Origin of the sequence: Trueperella bialowiezensis, assembly GCF_900637955.1 — a bacterium.
Classification (GTDB): Bacteria; Actinomycetota; Actinomycetes; order Actinomycetales; family Actinomycetaceae; genus Trueperella; species Trueperella bialowiezensis.
In genome coordinates this window covers 1,400,700-1,422,744 of sequence record NZ_LR134476.1, presented here as the reverse complement: position 1 = coordinate 1,422,744, position 22,045 = coordinate 1,400,700, and the positions used below count along the sequence as shown (strand labels likewise).

Below are 22,045 nucleotides of genomic sequence, written 5' to 3'. Positions count from 1 at the left end.
TTACCAATTCTTCGCATTCTCAGAGATTTCGATGTGCTCTTTCAGCAGGTCGGCAGTGAGTTTTTCACGGAACTGCTTGGGGTACTTCGAACGAGCCGACTCGTCCGTCGTTTCGTGTGTGTACAGAGCATTCGGATAGTACTCTTGGATTTCTGGGCGGGCTTCTTCGACAATAATCTGAGCAATCCGCATGGCGTCCTGTTTCGTGTCGTCACCATGGTCGACGACGGCCACAGACTCGGTCATCGACATGTTGCCTTCAACCGGATCCACGTACTCGATCGGAAGCCCGGATTCCTTGTCTCGGATCGCCTGATGGCGCAGTCCGAAACCGATACCCATCTCACCCGCGCGAACTTTCTTCAGCGGGCCAGAACCCGAAGATTCGATGTGATCAGCAGCATTGGTGTAGATCCCTTCGAGAATCTCGCCGGCCTCTTCCTCACCGTATTCGTCAATGAGGGCGAGCAAGAGCAGCCACCCGGTGGTCGACGACTTCGGATCCGTCACGGAAACGTAGCGCAGGTATTCGGGCTTAGCCAGATCAGAGATCCGCTCTGGTGGTTCAAGCCCGTGTTCCTTGAGGACCTCCGTGTTGTAGAAGAGTGCTCCCTCCTGGGAGGTGATCGGAGCGTAGTAGTCCGGTGTCTCGTCAATCGTGTCTACTGGGAATTCCAAGGGCAGGAACATGTCATTACGCTCCTGCTGGGTCTCTAGGTAGAACGAGCTCATGGTGACCACGTCTGCTTGAGTGTGCGCGCCTTCGGTCAACAGCTTTCCGCCGAGCTCGGCCGTACCGAACCCTTGGATAATGTACTTGCCCGCATAGCCGTTCTCGTCAAGCGCTACCTCGATGGCTTCAACCGCTTCGTCATCGGCGTTCGAGAAAATGATGATCTTGTCAGCATTGTCGCTCGACGAGCAGGCGGTCAGACCCACCATCATGAACGCAGCTATAACAGCAGTAAGAAAAGATTTTGCCCTAGACATTCTTCTTCTCCTTGTAGTTAGAAATAGCTGCCATGATTCCCCGCACCACAAGGTTGGTGACAAGGATGAGGATCGACAGCACGAACACCTCGTTGTACTTGTTGAAGTACTGCAGTTCGTTGATCTTCGTGGTCATCAGCGGTGTGAACGCACCGACGATAAACACGACACCGGACAGCGCAACCATCGCGTTGACGAAGTAGTAACTGAACACCTGCGCCATGGTGGAGAACACATTCGGTGCGATGATGCGCCGGACCGTCTTAAACCAGGTGTCACCCATGAGCGACGCCGTGACTTCCCACCCGGAATTCAACTTCTCCAACGCGCCCTTCGTCATGAGATAGGGCGTCGAGAAGTAGTGGACGATGTTGAGCGCCACAATGATGATCAGCGTATTTTGCAGCGGTGTGCCCAAGAAGAACATCATGAACCCGATACCGAGAACCATGCCCGGAACAGCGTTGGTCACAAGGGAGACCGACTCGATCACAGACGTGAACTTCTTGCTCATGTTCGAACGCGCCGTAATCAGCCCGGCCAGGAAAGCCAGGAGGGTTCCGATGAGCGCAGTCGCAAACGCTGCAATCAGCGAGTTCGTGTACACGCTCGTCATTGCCGAATCACTCAAGACGGACTTGAAGTGGTCCAACGTGAAGTCGAGTTGGTATGGCCAGTTCGTTGTGAACGGAACAACCAAAATGACGACGAAGACGCTGAGCACCGCCATGAGGATCAAAATCGACCCGATACCGAACGTCCAGTCACGCGAGCGCGATTTACTCAACTCGACGACGGAGATCTTCGAGTAACGGATATTAAACCGGCCCAAGTACTGCAAAATGATGATCGAAATCACCGACGGGATGAGCATCATAATGGCGATAACAGCGCCCTTGCCGTGATCCGGCACGGATCCGAGCATCTCCTCATAAAGAAGAGTTGCGAGCACTTTGAATCGGCCGCCGATAGCCGCCGGAATACCGTAGTCGGTAAACGCCAAGAAGAAAGCCTGCACAATCGCAGCCGCCAGCGTTCCAAGCAAAGGCCGCAAGACCGCCGTCGTGAACGTCTTAAACCGCGAATCGCCCAGCGCCCGCGACACAATAAGGTACTTCTTGTCGATGTACCGCATCGTGTTGTTGAGCAGCATGAACGCAACAGGCAGCGTATAGATCACGTATCCGAGCAGCAGACCATTGAACCCGTAGATCCTAAACGGCCTGAAGCCCAACAGCTGAGTGACGATGCCGTTGTTGCCAAACGTATAGATGATGGCGAAACCGTAGGTGATGGTCGGCAGCAACATCGGGAAGATCGCCAGTACCGAAATGATCCTCTTCAGCAACGGCGGGACATCCGTGTAATGGATCGTATATGCCAAGAAGAACGCGAGGGCAGTGGCGATCACCGCGCTCGTGGTGGCGATAAGCAGACTGTTACCAAAGGCCTTTCCGAAGCCTTTGGCCAAGATTGTCTCCGAATAGTTATCAAGCGTTGCTCCGGTCGGCGTCAAAAACGACTGCACCAGAACGCTAAGAAGAGGGAGAACGAGGAAGAAAATGAAAATGATCGCCAGGAGCGTGTAGATGAGCTTGATCTCGCGCGGGGTCTGCGACGCCTTCACACGCTTGATCTTCTTCTCCACCTTCATGGGCGCGCCCAGCTCAGTAGTGGTTTTAACGTTCGACATGCTTACACGGCCTTCAGGTAGTTCTCAAACTCATGCTTGAACAGCTCGACAATGTTCTGCTTCTTAATATCGAGCTGACGCAAAATGAACTTCTCAACGAACTCCGACTCCGGCTGCCGAATAATCTGCTCGGGCTCACCAAACTGAGCGATATCGCCCGCGTTCAAAATCATCACGCGATCAGACAGGGTCAATGCCTCTTCAGGATCGTGAGTGACGATGATCGTCGTGAGATTGTACTCGCGAGCAATCTCCTGAATCTTGGCCTTAATCGATTCCTTAATCACGCCGTCAAGCGCGGACAGCGGCTCATCAAGCAGAAGAATGCGCGGCTTCATCACCATGGTACGAGCCAAAGCAACACGCTGCTTCTGACCACCCGACAACTGCTCGACACCCTTATTTAGGTGCGGACGAAGATCAAGAAGATCAATGAACATCTCGACTTCTTCGTTCGTGCTGCGATCAGGCATGTTGCGCAAACCGTAAGTGATGTTGTCTTTCACGTTGAGGTTCGGGAACAGTGCGTAGTCCTGGAACACAATGTTGAATCCCCGCTTTTCTAGCGAAAAATCCGTGATGTCTTCACCCTCGTAGAAAATCTGGCCAGACGTGACCGGGGTGATTCCGAGGATCATGTTCAGCAGCGTGGTTTTGCCACAGCCCGACGGGCCAAGGATCGAGACGATCTCTCCCTGGTCGATCGTGAAGTTGATGTTCCGAAGAACAGAGTTGTCACCAAAAGACTTTGATACATCTTTAAGTTCAAGCACAGTGAGGTTCCTTTCGTCTGCGCCAAAATGGTGCGTGTCTGAATGAAAGTACTCGACGAAGATATCCGCGCAAGGTAACCCGAGCACCCATAAAAGGTGTCTGGCAAACGAACGAAAGGGAAACGAACGATGAACGCATGGCGCGTGAACACAGCTTCGCCCGGCACCTCTTATGTTGAGATACCGGGCGAAAGCGGCGGTAGGCCCCGTGGGACTCGAACCCACAACCTACGGATTAAAAGTCCGGAGCTCTAACCAATTGAGCTAGAGGCCCGCCCAACCGACGCGGCTCAGACCCGTAGATCCAAACCAGTGTGCCAGCTCGTGCTGGCACATCCGTGGTCGAGGATTGATTCTACCCCGGCAACGCAAAATGCGGAAACTTACGAGCCCAATTCGCGGCGTGAATCACGCCCACCCGAGCCGCTAGGGCGGAAGGTTACGAGCGCTACAGCAATTGAAATGAGCGCAAGGCCGCCTACTTCGCCTGCGCTCGGAAACTGCCTGAGCAACACCATGCCCACAAACAGCGAGGTGGCAGGATAGAGCGCATTGAGCAGGGCGAACGTGCTTGCTGGAACCCGCGTCAAGATCGTGACTTCCAAAACGTAGGGCACCACGGAGGAAAATACGCCCACCGCCACCATGAGCGCGAGTAACTTCGGGCTTGTCAGGATTGCACCAAAGCTAGGGATTGCAAGCGGCAGGTAGAGCAGGGCGCCGATCGTCATTCCAATAGCGAGCGAGTCCGGTCCCGAGCCGGTCTTTGCCACTTTCGATCCCAACCACATGTACACCGCCCACGCGGCCCCCGCCGCGAGCGCAAACCCAATACCGGCTAAGACGCCGGGGGCAGCGGCATCCACACCAACCCAGGAGATCATGAACACGCCCGCGGCCGCGAGCACGATGCCGATGAGGATTCGCCATCCCCTACCGATCACGGCAGCCAGTAACACCGGGCCAATAAATTCAAGGGCGACGGCCGTCCCCAGCGGGATCCGAGCAATGGCTTGGTAGAACAGTACGTTCATCGTGACCAGCGCGATCCCATAAAGTGCTGGCAGGCCAAGAGCGCGCCACTCGATTTTGGGGCGGCGCCAGATCATCATGACGCCGGCGCCGACGGCGACGCGCCCCCACGCCACGGCACCCACCGTGGCAGCAGCAAACAGGGTAACGGCAATCGACGCGCCAATGTACTGGATGATTCCGGACGCCACGAGGATCGCCGGCGCCGCACGATGCATAGCATCCCCGGAAAGGTTGCGAAGGCTTCCCGTTTCGAAGCGACGCGCTCTGCTCATTGCTATTCCTCGCAGCCAAGCTAGTCGGTGCCGGCGCCCGCTGCATCTGGCGCAAACCGTAGCGACACCGAGTTCATGCAGTACCTCAGACCGGTTGGCATATGCGGCGCGTCTGGAAACACGTGGCCTAAGTGTGATCCGCACGCTGAGCACAACACCTCTGTGCGGACCATGCCGAGCGAGCGATCTTCAACATAGGACACGGCATCTTTTTCATTCGGATCATAGAACGAAGGCCACCCACAGTGGGCGTCAAACTTGGTGGTCGACCTAAAAAGTTCGGCGTCGCATGCACGGCAGTGATACATGCCGGCGCGAGTCTCGTTGAGCAGTTCCCCCGTGCCCGGCCGTTCCGTGCCGGCCTCTCGTAACACGTGGTATTCCATCGGAGTGAGCAGGTTACGCCACTCATCATCACTCTTGTTGATGGGGAAATTCACGGCTTCTCCTCTGACTACTATGTGTTGCCCGCTATCTTAACCCTCAGCAGGCCCTATGGATGTTCCCCTTTATTGTTTTGTGATTCGCCATCGGATTCAGCGTCCACTTTGTCGAGGTCATCCCGGGATTCCTCTATTCTGCGTGTGCGCTCTTCATAGACCTTCTCCCCCGGACCCGAGTACGCTTTCGCGCGTTCCACGGCTTCCGGCGATCCAGTAAAAATCGCGGACTTAATAGGCCCCGTGCTTACACCAGTAGTACGGGTCTCAGTAGTGTCACCACCACCGTTGGCCTCGTCTGGTGTGCCCGGCTCAGCATCAGCGCCCTCCGTTAGCTGTGCCCCACGCTCGTCGAGGGGAACACGGCGAATGCGCTTGACGTCGTCGTCGGAAATAACCTCCGTCTCAAGCGTTTTCCTGCGCGTCTCCTCCTCAGATTCAGGTTTGAAAACCGGCGGCTTTTCCTGCTCGCGAAGATTAACGAGCGCCTCAGTCTTCTGTTTTTTCTCCTGAAAATCGCCCTTCTCATCCCGGTAAATACGGGTATGAGGCGCGGCTTGTGGAGCCTCCTCCTGGATCCACCGCACCATCTCTTCACGCACGTGATTTCGCAAATCGGTCAGCTTCGGGGAGCTTTCCGCCGAAATCAAGCAGCGCACGAGCACGCCTTCGGTGGTCGACGCGTCGTTAATCTGGAGCACTCCCGTCCGCCCATCCCATAGGTCAGTCGCCTCAAGGATTTGCTCGAGCCGCAACCGCGCGGCGTCGATAGGAACCTGCCAGTCCATCTTGATGAGCACGTCGCCAGTCATCTCCGGCGCACGCCGCGTCCAATTCTCAAACGACTCGGTTGTCATGATCTGCGACGGCACAATAATTCGCCGCCCATCCCACACAGCAAGCACCACGTATGTGAGCGTGATTTCCTCGACCGTCGTGTAATTTCCCTGGTAGTGGACGATGTCACCCACCCGGATCGAATCCGTAAACGCCAGTTGCAGCCCCGAAAACACGTTACTGAGAGTCGTTTGCGCTGCAAGACCGACGACGACGGACACGATACCCGCCGACGCAAAAATTGACGCACCCGCAGCTCGCGCCCCCGGGAACGTGACCAGCACTCCCGCAGCACCGAGAATCCAGATGATAGCCACGACGACGCGGCGCAAAATCTGCGTCTGAGTCTTCACCCGTGCCGCACGCCCCTCGGACGTCTCGGCCATTCGCTCATTAATCGCCACGGTGACACCGTTGACGAACCCGACGAGCACCCACGTCACAAGAATGATCACGCAGATGAGGAAAATATGGTCCAGCGAGTCAAGCCAACTCGGCCCGGTTTCACCAATATCCGCACGGCCCACCTGGAATCCGGCCCATGCACCAATAACCGCGACGGCGAGCTCCACCGGGCGTGCAACAGCCTTAGTAACCGGATCCATATAGGGGCTACGGCGCCCTAACAGGCGCGCAACCGCAATAATAAGGAAACCGGCAACGAGGCCAATCACCGCTCCAATGCCCACATTTAGCAACAGCCGAAAGGCATCAAACGTGGTTTCGACAGCCGCTTCGACTTCTTCAGGAGGCGTGACGTCACCTCCAGGCACTGTATGCCACACCCGGCTCAACGCCACCCGGTAGGCCGACTCGGAAGCCAGCGGAGAAAAGAGAGCTAAGGTTGTCATGAAACAAGAGTAAATCATGCCTCGGACACCGAACGAACAGTTTCGCTTCTTGCTCACAGCCAGCGGAAAGCCGCGTAGGCACCGGTCAAAGCAGCAATAAGTCTGATATACCACGGTAAACGGGTTTAGCTTGCGAACGTGGCTAACGCCACCCCCAATAAATTTTGCATTCTTACAGCGCTCTCGCATATGCTAGAGCCCGTTCCACCAATGAGATATGGCCGGAACGATGAAGACGAAAAGTCTTTGCCCCTATCGTCTAGCGGCCTAGGACCCCGGCCTTTCACGCCGGTAACACGGGTTCGAATCCCGTTGGGGGTACTGCTTCACCAGAAGCCGGTAGAAATACCAGATCTGGCCCTGTAGCGCAGTTGGTTAGCGCGCCGCCCTGTCACGGCGGAGGTCGCGGGTTCAAGTCCCGTCAGGGTCGCAGGGGGAATCGCCCGGTCTGACCGGGCATTTTTCCTCTCAGGCTCTGTAGCTCAGTTGGTAGAGCGTTCGACTGAAAATCGAAAGGTCACCGGATCGACGCCGGTCGGAGCCACGAAAGCCCTCGCGCCGCGCGAGGGCTTTTGCGTTTCCGCCAGCCGCCCCGACCGCGACTCAGACCGCACGGTTGGCCGTACTCTCACCCTGATTTTAGATGCAGGCACTAAGCCTCCGAAATCTAGGACGCCCGCCACAGTTTTCCGTTAATATGAACGGACAGACAGCACATCACCAATGCTGTAATTACGACAAAGGAGACGTAATGTCAACAGTACCTCACGTGCGCGCGCTTCGCGCAATCTACAGCCTATTCTCAGTGGAAAACATGTCCGTCATCATCACGGGCGCAGGCCAAGGCATGGGCGCCTCGGCCGCGGAAGTCTTTGGCGAGGCGGGCGCCCGCGTCGTCGTCGCTGACTTCAACGACAAGACTGGCCCCGAGGTCGTGGACCGCATCAAGAAAGCCGGCGGCGAGGCCGCATTCTTCAAGGTGGACGTCTCGGACGAAGAGCAAGTCGCCGAAATGGTCAAGTTCGCAGTCAAGACGTACGGCCGCCTCGACGCCGCCATCAACAACGCGGCACGCACGCCAGACAACAAGCCGCTAGCTGAGATGGACATCGACGCGTTCGACGCCGTCATGAACGTCGACCTTCGCGGCGTGGCACTGTGTCTGAAGTACGAGCTCAAGCAGATGCTCGAGCAAGGCCAAGGCGGCTCGATCATCAACACCGCGTCCGTGTCAGGAATTCGCCCGCAGCCGGGCACCCCAGCCTACGTGGCCGCAAAGCACGGCGTGATCGGCCTGACCAAGCAGGCAGCCATGGATTACTCGCCCTACGGCATTCGCGTCAACGCTATCGCCCCGGGCGCCATTGACACCCCGATGCTACGTAACGCGCTCATCGAGTTCGGCCTTGAGCCGGAAAGCTACGCCAAAGAGCTATCCATGCTCGGACGCTTCGGCCGCCCGGACGAGATCGCGAAGAGCTACCTATGGCTCGCATCCGACCTGTCATCGTTCGTGACGGGCACCACGCTCGAGGTCGACGGCGGCTACTCCAACAAGTAGTACGAGAACAAAACCGCGGGGTTCTCACTGTGGCCGGGTTCTTCGGAACCCGGCCACAATCGCATCCACCACCTACCGTACCGGCCGCCTTCGTCACCTGGAGCCCGCCGCTAGAGCAAACACGAGAGTACCGGTTTGGGCGTCACCGCAGGTAGGTCTGTGTACCTCACGACATTTTCACCCGTACTATCTGGATGCGCTCCACATTGCTCTAGTATTTACGAAGGTCAAACTACGTGCCGTACAGAGTTTCTGCATGCACAGTTGTCACAGTCGGCGTCGCACACAGCGCCCACACAGAGCGTAGAGCTCTTTTACTTAGGAGGTCATACCGTTGGCATACGCAACACGCTACTCGACCCGCAAAATAGCGGCCGCTGTCGGCGCCGCATGCCTCGCCTTGGCCGGCGTCACCATGCCCATCGCTTACGCACAGGAGACGGACGTCAGCGATGCAACCACCGCGCCCGATAGCGCCACCAGCGAATCCAGCACCACCCACGATTCTCAGACAACACAGGGCAGCCCGGCAGCTTCCTCACAGCAGAGCACGCCCGCAGTACAGCCCGAGGTAGTCGCGTATTACGTGCCGGGCGGCGATTCTATGCCTGATCCGAAAACGGGCCACGCCACAGCTACGGGAGTCGCTTACGGTAGCTTTCCTGAAGACACTGAAGGGGCGCCCCCGGAGGGTGTTGTGAACGAGATTCTTGTGCGCCAACATGTGAAGCCGAATAAAGACTATATGTATCGGCCACTTCCCGGAGCGCAGATTCGCGTGTATAAAGGCGTGTACGAGCAAGAAATTCCAGAGCTCGCAACTACCGCCGATGAACGTGGTGTGTGGCAGGTGCAGATTCCCGCCAAAGTTAACACCGGCGGTCCTTTTAACTACGACACGTATTACTTCGATATCTCCTAAGGCGGCAAGACCTCGCGAATTGGTGGCCCTACTGGAGTGAACCGGATGACCGCGGTGCTCCCCCGGCTGTGTGCGAATCCAAACGGCACTTGCAATTACACCTACGGGCAAGAAGTCACGAAAAAAGATATCTTCCCCGATCGGTTCTTCTCGCTCGGCCACGGATACTACGTGTCATCTAAGAACTTCCAATCGCCCTCCAAGGAGGAAATGGAAGCGGCCTTTGACGCGAATACCGAAACCTTCACGATTACGGATAGTTCCGGCAACGCCGTCGCCCCGGAAAATGTCACCAACAAAATCGACACCTATCAGGTGTATGCGAAAATCGGTTTCACTGCTCCCCGCTCCATTTTCTATTCGGTTAACTACAACAAATCTCTCGATCCTCTGCGGCCTTTGGGATACAAAGGTCTGGATCCGGATACCACGTATTGGGGCGAGAATCAGGTAACGATTCGCGTTACCGGTGAGCTCACCTACAACGCCAACGGCGGTACGGATGCACCGGACGCCGTCGCTATCAATCCAGGCGAGGATTCAACGATCACCGATGCGAAACCGACTGCTCCGGAACACAAGGTTTTCGCCGGCTGGAACACTAAGGCTGATGGTACCGGTACCGCGTATGCGGCAGGCGCTACGGAACGCTTCGAGGAAAACACCACGCTGTATGCGCAGTGGAAACCGGTGGAATACGCCGTCACGTTCGACACGGCTGGCGGTAGCGACATCGCCGCACAAAATGTGGCACATGCCGAAGCTGCGGTAGCACCGGAAGCACCAACCCGTGAAGGCTTCACCTTCGCCGGCTGGTACACGGACGCCGCATACACGATGCCGTATGACTTCGCCGCGGCCGTAACCGGGCCGATCACGCTGTATGCGAAGTGGGATCCGGTGCCAGCGCCGCCTGCTCCGAGTGCATCACCCCAGCAGGAAGCACCCCAGCAGGTAGCGCCGAAGGAGACAACACCGAAGACTGGCCTTGCTAACACGGGTGCCAGCAACATCGGCGGGCTTACCGGTGCGGCCGTGGGCATGATCGTTGCAGGCGGACTCGTGTCCCTCCTACGGCGCAAGAACAGCTAGCGCGCGGACGGCAACGAGCAGCGCAGGTTATCCCAGCAGATAACAGCGAATAACAACCGCAAGGTTCACACTGTGGCCGGGTTCTTCGGAACCCGGCCACATTCGCATCCACCATCTACTACGCTGGCCGACTTCCGTACCTGCAGCCGGTGCTAGAGTACATCTGAAAGCACTGGTCAAACCGGGAGCTGCGCGGATGACTCAAACCAAGAAGAAGGCGCTCGCGGCGCTACTCGGCGCAATACTCGCCATCATAGGGCTGACATCAATATGGCTCATACATAACCCGTATGACGAGGAGCCTGCCCACGTCTTCGAAGAGATGTCACGTACAATCAAGAAAGGCCGCCGCGGTCCACTTTCCAAGGCGCCACACATCTGGGCTACCCCACTCAATAACAATCAAGAAAGCGATGGTTTCCAATACTACGCATACGAGGTGAAAGAAGACTCGCTTCCACCACGATTCGAATCGCTGTCGATTTCAATGTGGCCAACAGGACGGATAGACGCCACTCTCGTCTATGAAGCATCCGACACCAGTCGCGTGATGAGCCGATATTCATACGCCCCTCGTTCACACCCGGATACCGCCACGTTTTCGATCAGCGGCTGGGATTTCGAATCTGGCCCGAATAGGGACCTGTCTGCCGATGAGGTGACGGCCGCGCTAGCCGAACACGACATGACTCTCGCCGATTTCCAGCAACTCACGCTCGAGTCGGTTAACAGCTACCTCATTGATGCCTGGACCGAGGTGTATGATTCCGCGTTTTCATCCGACGATTGGGGAGCCATCACGATTGTTGACGAGGGACTCGACGAGTAGCCGCACAAACGCCGTCGTTTCACCAAGCCGTCGTCGTATCGCCAAAAAGTGATTGAACCCACCTGCGGCATAGCGTAGACTCGTGCCCATCAGTTGTCAGACAACTGAGGTGCGAACCCAAGGACGGGTTCCGAGGAACACATTAGCAACGACGCAAAGGTGGACTCATGTCATCAACCACACCCTGGCGAAGGCGTATCAGCCTTGCCATTGCAAGCGTAGGCGCGTTACTACTCACGCCCCTCGCTCCCCTGGCCAGTGCAACAGACACGGCCGCGCCTAACCCGGACCTGAGTGCGGCACAGGTCTCCCACTACTCCTTCGATGAGGAATCGGACGGCACGGGCGCCGTCGCAGATAAGTGGAGCCAGCGCACAGGCACCGTCACTGGAACGATCCCAACGGTCGAAGGAAAGGTAGGAAAGGCAGCGTCCATCACCCCGGGCAACTCCGTGGCCTTCCCCGAACTCGACCTCGGAAAGAACTGGACCATCGGCTTCTGGGTGAAAGCGCCCACCGCGCCTGGCACGTCCAACATTCTCGTGGCCAAAGACGGCTACACGACAATCTCCCAGCGCATCCGTGCAAACGGCGACAACATGGGCGTGTGGGTACGCTCTGGCGCCGGCGGCTACCTTACCTATAACGCAACGATGCCCAACGACCAGTGGCAACACATCACGTGGACGAACAGCGCCACTGAAGGGCTGAAGCTCTACGTCGACGGCGAGCTCAGCGAAACCAAAACGTGGACGGTTCAAAACCCCATCGTCGCACCGGTGGACGTGCTCGGCGGTGAAGGGTTCACCGGCCTCGTTGACGAGCTGAAGATCTACAACCGGGCGCTAACTGCCGAGGAAATCCCGACGACGATCGAGAACCTTCCCGTTAAAGAACCGGAAGCACAGCCCAAGCTCAACGCCACGTTCACGATCTCCAATCCCAAGCCGGAGGGCGTGGACTGGCAGGTTGGCGACAGGATTAACTTCGACCTGCGAGTCACGAACGACACGGGCATGACCCGCTCCTTCGAATCAACCGCGTCCAACCTAGATAACTGGCACGGTTGCAAGTGGGGCGCCCTGCCCGCAGGGAAGACGGAGTCGTGCCCCTTCGCGTCGCATGTGGTCAACGAGGCGGATATCGAGGCCGGCGGCTTTACGCCCTGGATCGAATTCCAGCTCTACGACGACATCCGCTACCGTGGCAAGGCCAAGCCGATGGAACGTTTCTCAGGCGAGCAGGTCGGCGTCGCGCCCATGCTCGCAAAAGTGGAGTCCTTCGAGTTCACCGGCGGAATCGGCAAAGATCAGTACGCTGAAGGCGACGAACTCACGGCCACGCTGAAGATCTCGAACCCGACGGACAAGCCCGTGCAGGTCTCCCTCAACGACGGCGCCCCGGCATGTTCCGGCGAGATCGCACCGGGCGCTACGCTCACGTGCGACTCCATGACGTACCCCGTGACCAGCGTCGATCTGGAGCGCGGCCGGGCCGTGCTCGACGTCGTCGTCACAGCCAAGCAAGACGGCAAGACAACCCAGGTTCCGGCAACCGCTACCGCGGATACGCCGACGACGTGGGAGGCCGCCAAGCCGTTCCCCGCACCAAACGCAGATCCGCGGCTGGCGCCCACGCTGTCTGACATGGAGATGCTCGACGAGAACGTGCCCGGCGAATACAACATTCGTATTCCCGCGATCGCAGTCGCATCGAATGGCGACCTGCTGGCCTCCTACGACTACCGGCCGATCAACGCCATGACTGGCGGCGGCGACTCCCCGAACGAGAACTCGATCGTGCAGCGCCGTTCCACCGATGGCGGTAAGACGTGGGGCCCGCGCACGATCATCGCGGAAGGTAAAGTGGCCGGTCCGGGTGAACGCTACGGTTGGTCCGACCCGTCGTACGTGGTCGACCATGACACTGGCGAGATTTTCAACTTCTTCGTCGGGTCGCTGGATGCTGGCCTGCCCAACAACCCGCACTATGTGTACAAGGAAGACGGGACGATCGACGAAGCCGACCGGCGCACCATGAACTTCACCGTGGCCAGCTCGAAAGACAACGGGCACACGTGGAAGCTCCGCACGATCACGAACGACGTGCTCGGCGATCGCGGCAAAGATGTCAAGGGCTGCTTCGCCACGTCTGGCGCCGGCATCCAGAAGATGTACGAACCACACAAGGGCCGGCTCGTGCAGCAGGCCGCGTGCTTGAAGAAGAGCGGCGGCTTCCTCGCCATCTCCATCTTCTCTGACGACCACGGCAAGACCTGGCAGGGCGGTAACTTCACGTCCGACACCGACGGCGCACCCTTCGCCCAAAAGTGGAACTACGACGAGAACAAGGTGGCCGAGCTGTCCGACGGCCGGCTCATGCTCAACTCGCGTATTCCGCGCGGCTCGTACGGTCAGGGCTACCGGATCGTTGCCATCTCCGACGACGGCGGCATGAACTGGAAAGACTACCGCCTCGAAAAGCAACTGCCCGACTCGCAAAACAACGCGCAACTCCTCCGGCCGTTCCCGACCGCCAAGGAGGGCACGCTGCGTTCAAAGGTTCTGCTTTTCTCGAACACGAAGAAGTGGTGGGATCGCGTTGACGGACACGTTTCCATGTCTTACGACGACGGCGCCACCTGGCCCGTCTCGAAGCAGGTTCGCAATGGCGGCACTGGCTACACGACGATGGCAGTTCAGCCCGATGGCAAGATCGGCCTGCTCATGGAGCCGGCTGTTGCCAACAAGGTCTCCTACATTAACTTCTCGCTGAAGTATCTGGAAGAGAATCTGCCGTTCGAAGTGGGATTGGAGCCTGTGGCGAATGTTTCTGCTACTGAAGGCTCTGAGATCACCCCGATCAAGCTCGAGACCACCGGCAACGATCCACTGCTTGCTGACACGTTTAGCGCTGAGGGTCTGCCCGCAGGCCTGTCGATTGATCCGGCAACCGGGGAGATTTCGGGTACTCCAGCGGTCAAGAATGCCGAAGAGGCCAGCTTCGACGTGACCGCGACCGTGACGGAAGCCGACGACGGCACAGGTATTCCGCGTACCGCTTCGACGACGTTCACGCTAACGCTTGCGCCAAACCCGGAGCCTGTACCGGAACCTGAACCGACGCCGGAACCGGAGCCGACGCCTGAGCCCGAACCAACTCCGGAACCGGAACCAACTCCTGAACCTGAGCCTGTGCCGTCGTGTGTGGTGGCTGATGGGTTGAAGGTTGGGTCTCGTGCTAGTGGCGTTCTTGGCGATGCCACTGGTGATGGGATCGCTGACGTGTGGTCGGTCGATTCCGATGGCCGGGTGCATTTCTACGCTGGTAACGGCCGTGGCGGGATCTACCATGTCGGTGTTGTTGCCTGCGACCAGGGCAAGATCACGTCGATAACTCCGATTCCGGATGTGAATGGTGATAACCGTTCTGACCTGTTGGTCCGCCATGCGGATGGGACCGTGCACTACTACCATTCCGATGGCGGTGGCGCACTATCTTACGGTAAGCAGGCTGGCCGGGGCTGGAACGGGATGGACAACATTGTCTATGTTGGCCGTTTCGGATCAGACCAGGTACTGGTTGCCCGGCAGGTTGATAGTGGACGGTTGTTTGCTTACAACGTGCGAGCTAACGGACTCAACGGCCGGGGCCAAGTTGGGCACGGTTGGGGTCGAACAACCACGATCCTTGCCCCTGGCCAGTTCACTGGTGATGGCAACCCGGACCTGATCGGTATTCGGGATGATGGACACATGTTCGCCTACCGAGGCCACGCAGGTGGCACGTTTAGTACCGTCGGCCAGGTCGGCCACGGGTGGAACGGGTTCGCCCATGCAGTCATCCCCGGTGACCTTGATGGTGATGGACGCCGTGACCTGCTCGGAGTTCATACGAATGGACGCATGTTCTTCTACCGTAACCTTGGCAACAGCCGGTGGGGATACCCTGTTCAGGTTGGCCACGGATGGAACAACATGACCATCATCTCCTAACCAACCTAGGCCGGCTTGGTAACTGCCCCAGGTAACCAACTCGGCCACCGGGCTGGTGGTGTAAGGGCGAGCGTGATCTTCACGCTCGCCCTTACACATGTGCATGTTGCGAATTGCCATGTGAAGGAATGTTCGCCGCAAAATCAACCTGCCTATGTGTGAGTAAAGTGCAGTAGCATGATCTTGGGTTAGGCAAGCCTAACCTTATTAACATATGTGCACTACATGAACTACATGAAGGGAAAAGCGTTGAATACGTCATTTTTGCGTGGCGGGAAGAAACGCCCGCCGCACGCGCGCACAGTGACAGCCGCACTTGCCGCAGCAGCGTTGCTCGGCGTCGGCTTTACGGCTCCGGTTCATGCCGCGACTGTTGACGACGGCGTGACGACGGCGTCGCACTCTGAATCTACGAATACACCGATTGCGGTTGACGAAGCGAGCTTCCCGGATCCTGCCTTCCGGGAACATGTTGCCAGCAAACTCGATCTTGATGGTGATGGCCGGCTGAGTGAATCCGAGCGCGCCGCCGTTTCGGAAATCATCATTTCCGACTCGGGGCTCACGTCGGTGGAAGGCATTGAGCATTTCCCGAATCTGCAGAAACTGGACGTTAAAAACAATCAGATCACCACACTGGATGTGACGAATAATCCCAAGCTGGAACGTCTCCATGTGCAGTACAACGAATTGACGGAACTTGTGGTGTCGCAGAACGAAAACCTCGCAGTGCTGCAAGCGCATGGCAATTCGCTGACTGGGATTGATCTACCGGTGGCGCCGAACCTCGTTGAGCTTGACCTTTCGGATAACGCTCTTACTGAGTTGGATGTGACGACTCTTCCCAATCTGGAGTATTTGACGCTGTCGAAGAACGTTCAACTGCAGAATCTGGATCTGTCGAACAATCTGAAGATGGAGAATCTCGACATCGACCATCACATGTGGCCGGTTCAAGGATTTGAAAAGCTCAAGCCTTTCTTCGTTACGTTGCATGATGTTCCGGTTGTGAAATCGACGGGTGAGGTCAACACTTCACGTCTTGGTGATCTTTTCGATCCGGAGACGGCAACTGGTTTGCAAAACGCCAACATCGAAGATGGCAAGCTTTACATTGTCGATGACGAGCTTGTCCTGTGGTGGCGCACCACTAACGGGCTCCAAGTGAATATTTTTGCCGCGGAAAATGCTACGCACCAGGTGACGTTCGATATGGGCGGCCAAGGTGAGCAGGTGCCCGCGCAGAAGGTTGAGGACGGGGCGAAGGCCAGCGCACCGGAGGCTCCGGTTGCTGATGGCTTCGAGTTTGAGGGTTGGTTCGCAGATGCTGGATTCACCACCCCGTTCGACTTCGAGGCAGCCATCGAGGATGACGTGACGGTTTACGCCAAGTGGAAGGATATGCGCGACGACGACAACGACGGCGTACCGAACTGGAAGGACGAATGTCCGGCTTCGGCATACAAGGCTGTTGACGAACGTGGCTGTACGAAGGCTCCGGAGCTGCGCGACGTCATCGACGTCGTTAACGGAACTGTTGGCAAGGAGATCAAGCAGAAGGTTGCCACCGATTACAGCTGGGGCGGATTTAGGAACATTCAGTGTGTGGCTGATGGTCTGCCTGAGGGTTTGACGGTCAAGCGCAATGATTTCGTTCGTGGTTGTGAGCTCACGGGTAGGCCAACCGAGGCTGTGGATAACAAGGTGATCACGCTGCGGCTGACTGCCGAGCGGATTGAGGATGACAATCCGAACGTGCCCCAGCCTGCCACGTTCATTTTAAACATCGTGGAACCTGCGCCGAAGCCGGTGGAAAAGCAGTTGCCGATCGACGAAGTGAACTTCCCAGATCCAGTACTCCGCAAGTACGTTGCAGATAATTTCGACTGGCACAAGGACGGCAAGCTCACTGATTCAGAGCGCAACTCCGTCAAGGCTATTAGGTTGAAGGACTCCGGGCTGACGTCAGTGAAGGGTATCGAACACTTCCCGTGGCTAGCGACCTTGAACGTGCAAAACAATCAGCTGACCGAGGTCGACGTTTCGGCGAACACGCGACTGGAGTTCCTTTACGTTGATAACAACCAGCTGACCGAGTTGGATGTCAGCAATAATCCGAAGCTTTGGCAGATTTTCGCAGAGAATAACAAGCTGACGAAGCTGGATGCGTCGAACAAGCCCGACTTGAAAGAAATCCGGATTAGAAATAATGCGCTCACGTCGCTCGATCTCACGAATTCGCCAGACGTGGGCTGGCTCTTCGCGGATAACAATCAGCTGACGGAACTCGACGTCTCCGCTAAGCCCCGGTTGAGCCGTCTGCACGTCGGTAACAATAATTTGACGAGCATCGACGTTTCCAACAGTCCGAGGCTCGAATACTTGGACGTGAAGAAGAACAAGCTGACGGAACTCGACGTGACGAAGAACGACAAGCTCACTCATTTGTGGGCGAACAATAACGCTCTGACCACGTTGGACGTGTCGAAGAATCGTTACCTGGAATGGCTGATCGTCAACGATAATCAGTTGACGGAGGTCAACACGTCAGGGCTCGGCAACCTCCGGTACGTATATGTGTACAACAACAAGCTGACCTCACTTGATATTAAGCGGGGCCAGACTATCCGGTGGCTGTTTGCAAACAACAACCAGTTGAGCGAGCTTGATCTTTCGAGTAACGGAGCCCTCCAAGATTTGAGGGTGAGCGGGAACAACCTGACCGAACTTAACTTTAATGGTAAGGACCTGCACACACTCCGAGCTAACAACAATAAGTTGACTGCCGTTGACCTGTCGAGGGCTAAGGGGCTGAAGGAAGTACAGGTACTCGGCAACAATCTCACTGAGTTGGATGTCTCGAACAATCCTGAGTTGACGCGTCTGACTGCGTGGGTGAACGACGGTTTGACAGAGCTCGACCTGACCAACAACCGCAAGTTGAACCATCTGGAGATCGACTATGGCTTGTGGCCGTTGGCAAGCGCTGACGGTCTTAAACTCAAGGAATTTGGGCTGTCTGGTCTTCCGATCGTGAAGTCAACGAAGCAGTTGGGGACGGATCGGCTTGGCGACCTGTTCGACCCTGACACCCTGAGCGGACTGACGAATGCCGAGGTTAAGGACGGCAAGCTCGTCATCAACGAACCGAACAAGAGCGTCAGCTGGCAAACTGCTGACGGGATCAAGATGACCGTGCTAGCCGCGAAGACCTACACCCATCAGGTGTCGTTCGATATGGGCGGCCATGGTGAGCAGGTGCCGGTGCAGCTGGTCCTTGATGGGCAGAAGGCTACGACGCCGGACGTTCCTGTTGCTGACGGTTTCGAGTTCGAGGGTTGGTTTGCTGACGCCGAGTTTGCGACCGCTTTCGACTTCGAGGCGGCTGTCACCGGTGATGTGACGGTGTATGCGAAGTGGAAGGATATTGGCGACGACGACGGCGATGGCGTTCCCAACTGGGCAGACAAGTGCCCGGACACCGCAGAAGGCGTCGAGGTTGACGACGACGGCTGCGAAATCGGGCCCGTGGTTGTAGCCGAGGTTGCTGAACCTGAGTACTCTGCCGAGGCTGGCGGGATTGTGATCCCAACGGTTGTCGGCGTTGAGTACCTGGTTAACGGCGAGGTTGTCTCGGGTACGTTCGAAGTGGCCCCGGGCACGGTCACAAACGTGACTGCTCGCGCCCTTGAGGGTTACAAGCTCGCCGACGACGTGGTGGTTGACTGGGCTGTTAAGGCTCCGCTGCCACCCAAGCCCGAAACGATCACTGAGTATGGCGACTGGGTGGATGGTGAAGCTGATGCAGAACAGCGCATCGTGCACCAGACGCGCACCATTAAGACCGTTGATTGGACGTGGCGTGCTGCCGAGGGTAAGTGGGCCGAGGTGACCTTCGAGTTCACACAGACGCGTACCCGCCCAATGACGACCGAGGAGATCAATGCCCTGACGGTGGTCGTCTCTGAGGTTGCTGAGCCTGAGTACTCTGCTGAAGCTGGTGGGATTGTGATCCCAACGGTTGACGGCGTTGAGTACGTGGTTGGTGGCGAGGTCGTCACTGGCACGGTCAAGGTGAACCCGGGCACTGTCACAAACGTGATTGCCCGCGCCCTTGAGGGTTACAAGCTCGCCGATGATGTGGTGGTCGACTGGACTGTGAAGGTTCCGCTGCCGCCCAAGCCCGAAACGATCACTGAGTATGGCGACTGGGTGGATGGCGAAGCTGACGCAGAACAGCGCATCGTGCACCAGACGCGCACCATAAAGACCGTTGATTGGACGTGGCGCGCTGCCGAAGGCACGTGGGCCGAAGTGACCTTCGAGTTCACTCAAACCCGCACCCGCCCAATGACGGCCGAGGAGATCGCTGAACTGACTCCCGCGCCTGAGCCGGAGCCAACTCCTGAACCCGAGCCAACTCCTGAACCCGAGCCAACTCCTGAGCCCGAACCAACTCCGGAGCCGGAGCCCGAGCCGGAGCCGACGCCTGAACCTGCACCTGAGCCAGAGCCGGAGCCAGAGCCAGAGCCAACTCCTGAGCCTGAGCCTGAGCCTGTGCCGTCGTGTGTGGTGTCTGATGGGCTGCAGGTTGGGTCTCGTGCTAGTGGCGTCCTAGGCGACGCGACTGGTGATGGGATTGCTGACCTGTGGTCGGTTGATTCTGAGGGCCGGGTGCATTTCTATGCTGGTAACGGCCAAGGCGGGATCTACGGTGTTGGAGTGGTTGCCTGTGACCAGACTCAGATCACGTCGATCACTCCGATCCCGGATGTCAACGGTGATAACCGTTCTGATTTGTTGGTCCGCCATGCGGATGGAACTATGCATTACTACTACTACTCCGATGGCGGCGGAGCACTGTCTTACGGTAAGCAGGCTGGCCGGGGCTGGAACGGGATGGACAACATTGTCTATGTTGGCCGTTTCGGATCAGACCAGGTACTGGTTGCCCGGCAGGTTGATAGTGGACGGTTGTTTGCTTACAACGTGCGACCTAACGGACTCAACGGCCGTGGCCAGGTTGGCCATGGTTGGGGTCGGACGACCACGATCCTTGCACCTGGCCAGTTCACTGGTGATGGCAACCCGGATCTGATTGGTATTCGCGATGATGGGCGCATGTTCGCCTACCGTGGTCATGGTAATGGCACGTTCTCTGGTGCCGGCCAGGTCGGCCACGGGTGGGCCGGGTTCTCGCACGTCACTATTCCAGGTGACTTGAATGGTGATGGACGCCGTGACCTGCTCGGAGTTCATACGAATGGACGCATGTTCTTCTACCGTAACCTCGGCAACAGCCGGTGGGGACACCCCATCCAAGTCGGCCACGGATGGAACAACATGCACATCATCTCCTAACCAACTTGCCAGTTAGCCAACTAGCCGGTTAGTCAGCTAGCCAGCTAACCAACCCGGGCGGGCGCTAAGAGAACAACACGAGTAGTGATACTCGTCGAGCAGCTCTCAGCGCCCGCCCTGTGCTCGCATACAATTACTCCATGACTACGCCACCGGTGCTGCCCGTCATTGTTGGGGCAGATATCTCTGAGTACACGATCGCGCGCTTGTTCCATGAAGCTTACGGGCTCCGTTCGCTTGTGATTAATGATTTTGCGCGCGGGCCGGTCTCGGATTCGCGTATTCTCGATTTTCGTATCGTTGACAAGGGCACGCTGATGGATCCGGCGCGTCTCATCCCGCTCATGCAGCAGATCAGTGCAGACAACCCCGGGCTAACCCCTATTTTCTTAGGGAATGTTGATGAGCCGCTCGAGATCGCTGCCACGCATCGGGAAGAACTGCCCGGATGGTTCTTGCCGCAACCGACCCCGGAGGTGATCGCTCGTGCCAACGATAAGGCCGCGTTGGCCGAGCTGCTTGAGTCGCTTGGGTTGCACGCGCCTCAGCATGTGACGATGTCGCTGGCAGATCCTGATTCGTGGCATGCGATAGATGCGCTTCGTGCCCCGCTCGTGGTCAAAACCCGTTCGGGTGCGGACTTTTTCAAAAATTCTAAGTATGGCTTGGACAAGGTGTCGGTGGCGGAGGACCACGACGCCGCCCGCGCACTATTCGCACGCGTGGCGCAAGCTCGTGTCGACTTAATCGTTCAGGAGCTCATCCCGGGTGATGACACCACGCAATGGGTGGTCAACGGATACGTAACAACGCGTGGCCGTCTAGCCGCGATTGGATCCGGGCAGGTACTTCTTGGCATCCACGAGCCAGAGCTGATTGGTAACGCGGGGATCATTTACGTGCGTGAGCACCCGGAGCTTATCGAGCAGGCACAGCGAATTATCCGCAAGATAGGTTTGACCGGCTTCTTCTCGTTAGACGTGAAAATCGATCCCCGCGACGGCCGCATTTACTGGCTAGACCTCAACCCGCGAATGGGCCGCGGCCACTACTACCTCAAGGTGGGAGGTATTGATCTGGCGCGTATTGTTGTGGCGGACGCGCTGGGCAAGGCGGATGATGACGACGTCGTCGCCCGGCAAACGCGCGAAGGTATTTTCGCGATCGTGCCGCCTTTGTTGGCGAATAGGAACTATATACGAGACCCGCACCTGCGTAAGCAGGTGCGGGCGGCGCGGAGGAACACTGTCACACCGCTTGACTATCGGGTTGACCAACATCCAAAGCGAGTGATTTTCCGCTTGGGATCGGGCTTGAATTACGTGCGCAGGATGCGCAAGTACTATCCGACGCCCACGGATAGCGGGTTCTAGCCGCGCACTCGCTGCCTATTG

13 protein-coding genes and 4 tRNA genes are annotated in these 22,045 nt (G+C 57.5%); 10 read left to right on the top strand and 7 right to left on the bottom strand.

The genetic code is table 11. The features are described from left to right. The 7 genes from EL234_RS06485 to EL234_RS06455 all read right to left on the bottom strand — a co-directional run bounded on the left by EL234_RS06485 (position 1) and on the right by EL234_RS06455 (position 6,891). A complete protein-coding gene (locus tag EL234_RS06485) occupies positions 1-990 on the bottom strand; it encodes an ABC transporter substrate-binding protein (protein ID WP_126416688.1) in 990 nt (329 codons plus the stop codon). After that, a complete protein-coding gene (locus tag EL234_RS06480; RefSeq protein WP_197718430.1) occupies positions 983-2,683 on the bottom strand; it encodes an ABC transporter permease in 1,701 nt (566 codons plus the stop codon). Before EL234_RS06480 ends, EL234_RS06485 begins: the two co-directional genes overlap by 8 nt. Before the next feature lie 2 nt (positions 2,684-2,685). Next, a complete protein-coding gene (locus EL234_RS06475) occupies positions 2,686-3,456 on the bottom strand; it encodes an ABC transporter ATP-binding protein (protein ID WP_126416687.1) in 771 nt (256 codons plus the stop codon). A gap of 200 nt (positions 3,457-3,656) precedes the next feature. Further along, positions 3,657-3,730: transfer RNA gene (locus tag EL234_RS06470), tRNA-Lys, on the bottom strand. 109 nt (positions 3,731-3,839) lie between these two features. After that, complete coding sequence (locus tag EL234_RS06465; protein ID WP_197718429.1) at positions 3,840-4,763, bottom strand: EamA family transporter; 924 nt, start codon at positions 4,761-4,763, stop codon at positions 3,840-3,842. Between the two features lie 20 nt (positions 4,764-4,783). After that, positions 4,784-5,203, bottom strand: coding sequence for a peptide-methionine (R)-S-oxide reductase MsrB (gene msrB / locus EL234_RS06460; protein WP_126416686.1), 420 nt, complete (start codon positions 5,201-5,203; stop codon positions 4,784-4,786). Positions 5,204-5,256: 53 nt separating this feature from the next. Then, positions 5,257-6,891 carry a mechanosensitive ion channel family protein gene (locus EL234_RS06455; RefSeq protein ID WP_164712420.1) on the bottom strand — a complete coding sequence of 545 codons (1,635 nt, stop codon included), beginning with the start codon at positions 6,889-6,891 and terminating at the stop codon, positions 5,257-5,259. 248 nt (positions 6,892-7,139) lie between these two features. On the opposite strand from EL234_RS06455, the gene EL234_RS06450 reads away from it, so the two are divergent. From EL234_RS06450 to EL234_RS06405, 10 genes are all read left to right on the top strand, one after another. Further along, a tRNA-Glu gene (locus EL234_RS06450) sits at positions 7,140-7,212 on the top strand. 35 nt (positions 7,213-7,247) lie between these two features. After that, positions 7,248-7,321, top strand: a tRNA-Asp gene (locus tag EL234_RS06445). Positions 7,322-7,362: 41 nt separating this feature from the next. Beyond that, positions 7,363-7,435: transfer RNA gene (locus EL234_RS06440), tRNA-Phe, on the top strand. A gap of 207 nt (positions 7,436-7,642) precedes the next feature. Beyond that, positions 7,643-8,452 carry an SDR family NAD(P)-dependent oxidoreductase gene (locus EL234_RS06435; RefSeq protein ID WP_197718428.1) on the top strand — a complete coding sequence of 270 codons (810 nt, stop codon included), beginning with the start codon at positions 7,643-7,645 and terminating at the stop codon, positions 8,450-8,452. A gap of 334 nt (positions 8,453-8,786) precedes the next feature. Then, positions 8,787-9,374 carry a hypothetical protein gene (locus EL234_RS06430; RefSeq protein ID WP_126416684.1) on the top strand — a complete coding sequence of 196 codons (588 nt, stop codon included), beginning with the start codon at positions 8,787-8,789 and terminating at the stop codon, positions 9,372-9,374. Positions 9,375-9,419: 45 nt separating this feature from the next. Further along, entirely contained in the window at positions 9,420-10,466 is a 1,047-nt protein-coding gene (locus tag EL234_RS06425) for an InlB B-repeat-containing protein (protein WP_126416683.1), read from the top strand. Between the two features lie 196 nt (positions 10,467-10,662). Continuing rightward, positions 10,663-11,295 carry a TipC family immunity protein gene (locus tag EL234_RS06420; protein WP_126416682.1) on the top strand — a complete coding sequence of 211 codons (633 nt, stop codon included), beginning with the start codon at positions 10,663-10,665 and terminating at the stop codon, positions 11,293-11,295. Positions 11,296-11,462: 167 nt separating this feature from the next. Beyond that, entirely contained in the window at positions 11,463-15,290 is a 3,828-nt protein-coding gene (locus EL234_RS06415; protein ID WP_126416681.1) for a LamG-like jellyroll fold domain-containing protein, read from the top strand. Between the two features lie 225 nt (positions 15,291-15,515). Continuing rightward, positions 15,516-20,651: an InlB B-repeat-containing protein gene (locus EL234_RS06410; protein ID WP_126416680.1), complete on the top strand. Its 5,136-nt coding sequence runs from the start codon at positions 15,516-15,518 to the stop codon at positions 20,649-20,651. 140 nt (positions 20,652-20,791) lie between these two features. Beyond that, positions 20,792-22,024 carry a carboxylate--amine ligase gene (locus tag EL234_RS06405; RefSeq protein WP_126416679.1) on the top strand — a complete coding sequence of 411 codons (1,233 nt, stop codon included), beginning with the start codon at positions 20,792-20,794 and terminating at the stop codon, positions 22,022-22,024. Positions 22,025-22,045 lie beyond the last annotated feature (21 nt).

Bases quoted from the DNA above. Each gene is read 5' to 3' on its own strand.
- EL234_RS06485 (WP_126416688.1), bottom strand. From the start codon at position 990: ATGTCTAGGGCAAAATCTTTTCTTACTGCTGTTATAGCTGCGTTCATG.
- EL234_RS06480 (WP_197718430.1), bottom strand. From the start codon at position 2,683: ATGTCGAACGTTAAAACCACTACTGAGCTGGGCGCGCCCATGAAGGTG.
- EL234_RS06465 (WP_197718429.1), bottom strand. From the start codon at position 4,763: ATGAGCAGAGCGCGTCGCTTCGAAACGGGAAGCCTTCGCAACCTTTCC.
- EL234_RS06455 (WP_164712420.1), bottom strand. From the start codon at position 6,891: ATGACAACCTTAGCTCTCTTTTCTCCGCTGGCTTCCGAGTCGGCCTAC.
- EL234_RS06435 (WP_197718428.1), top strand. From the start codon at position 7,643: ATGTCAACAGTACCTCACGTGCGCGCGCTTCGCGCAATCTACAGCCTA.
- EL234_RS06425 (WP_126416683.1), top strand. From the start codon at position 9,420: ATGACCGCGGTGCTCCCCCGGCTGTGTGCGAATCCAAACGGCACTTGC.
- EL234_RS06420 (WP_126416682.1), top strand. From the start codon at position 10,663: ATGACTCAAACCAAGAAGAAGGCGCTCGCGGCGCTACTCGGCGCAATA.
- EL234_RS06415 (WP_126416681.1), top strand. From the start codon at position 11,463: ATGTCATCAACCACACCCTGGCGAAGGCGTATCAGCCTTGCCATTGCA.
- EL234_RS06410 (WP_126416680.1), top strand. From the start codon at position 15,516: ATGAACTACATGAAGGGAAAAGCGTTGAATACGTCATTTTTGCGTGGC.
- EL234_RS06405 (WP_126416679.1), top strand. From the start codon at position 20,792: ATGACTACGCCACCGGTGCTGCCCGTCATTGTTGGGGCAGATATCTCT.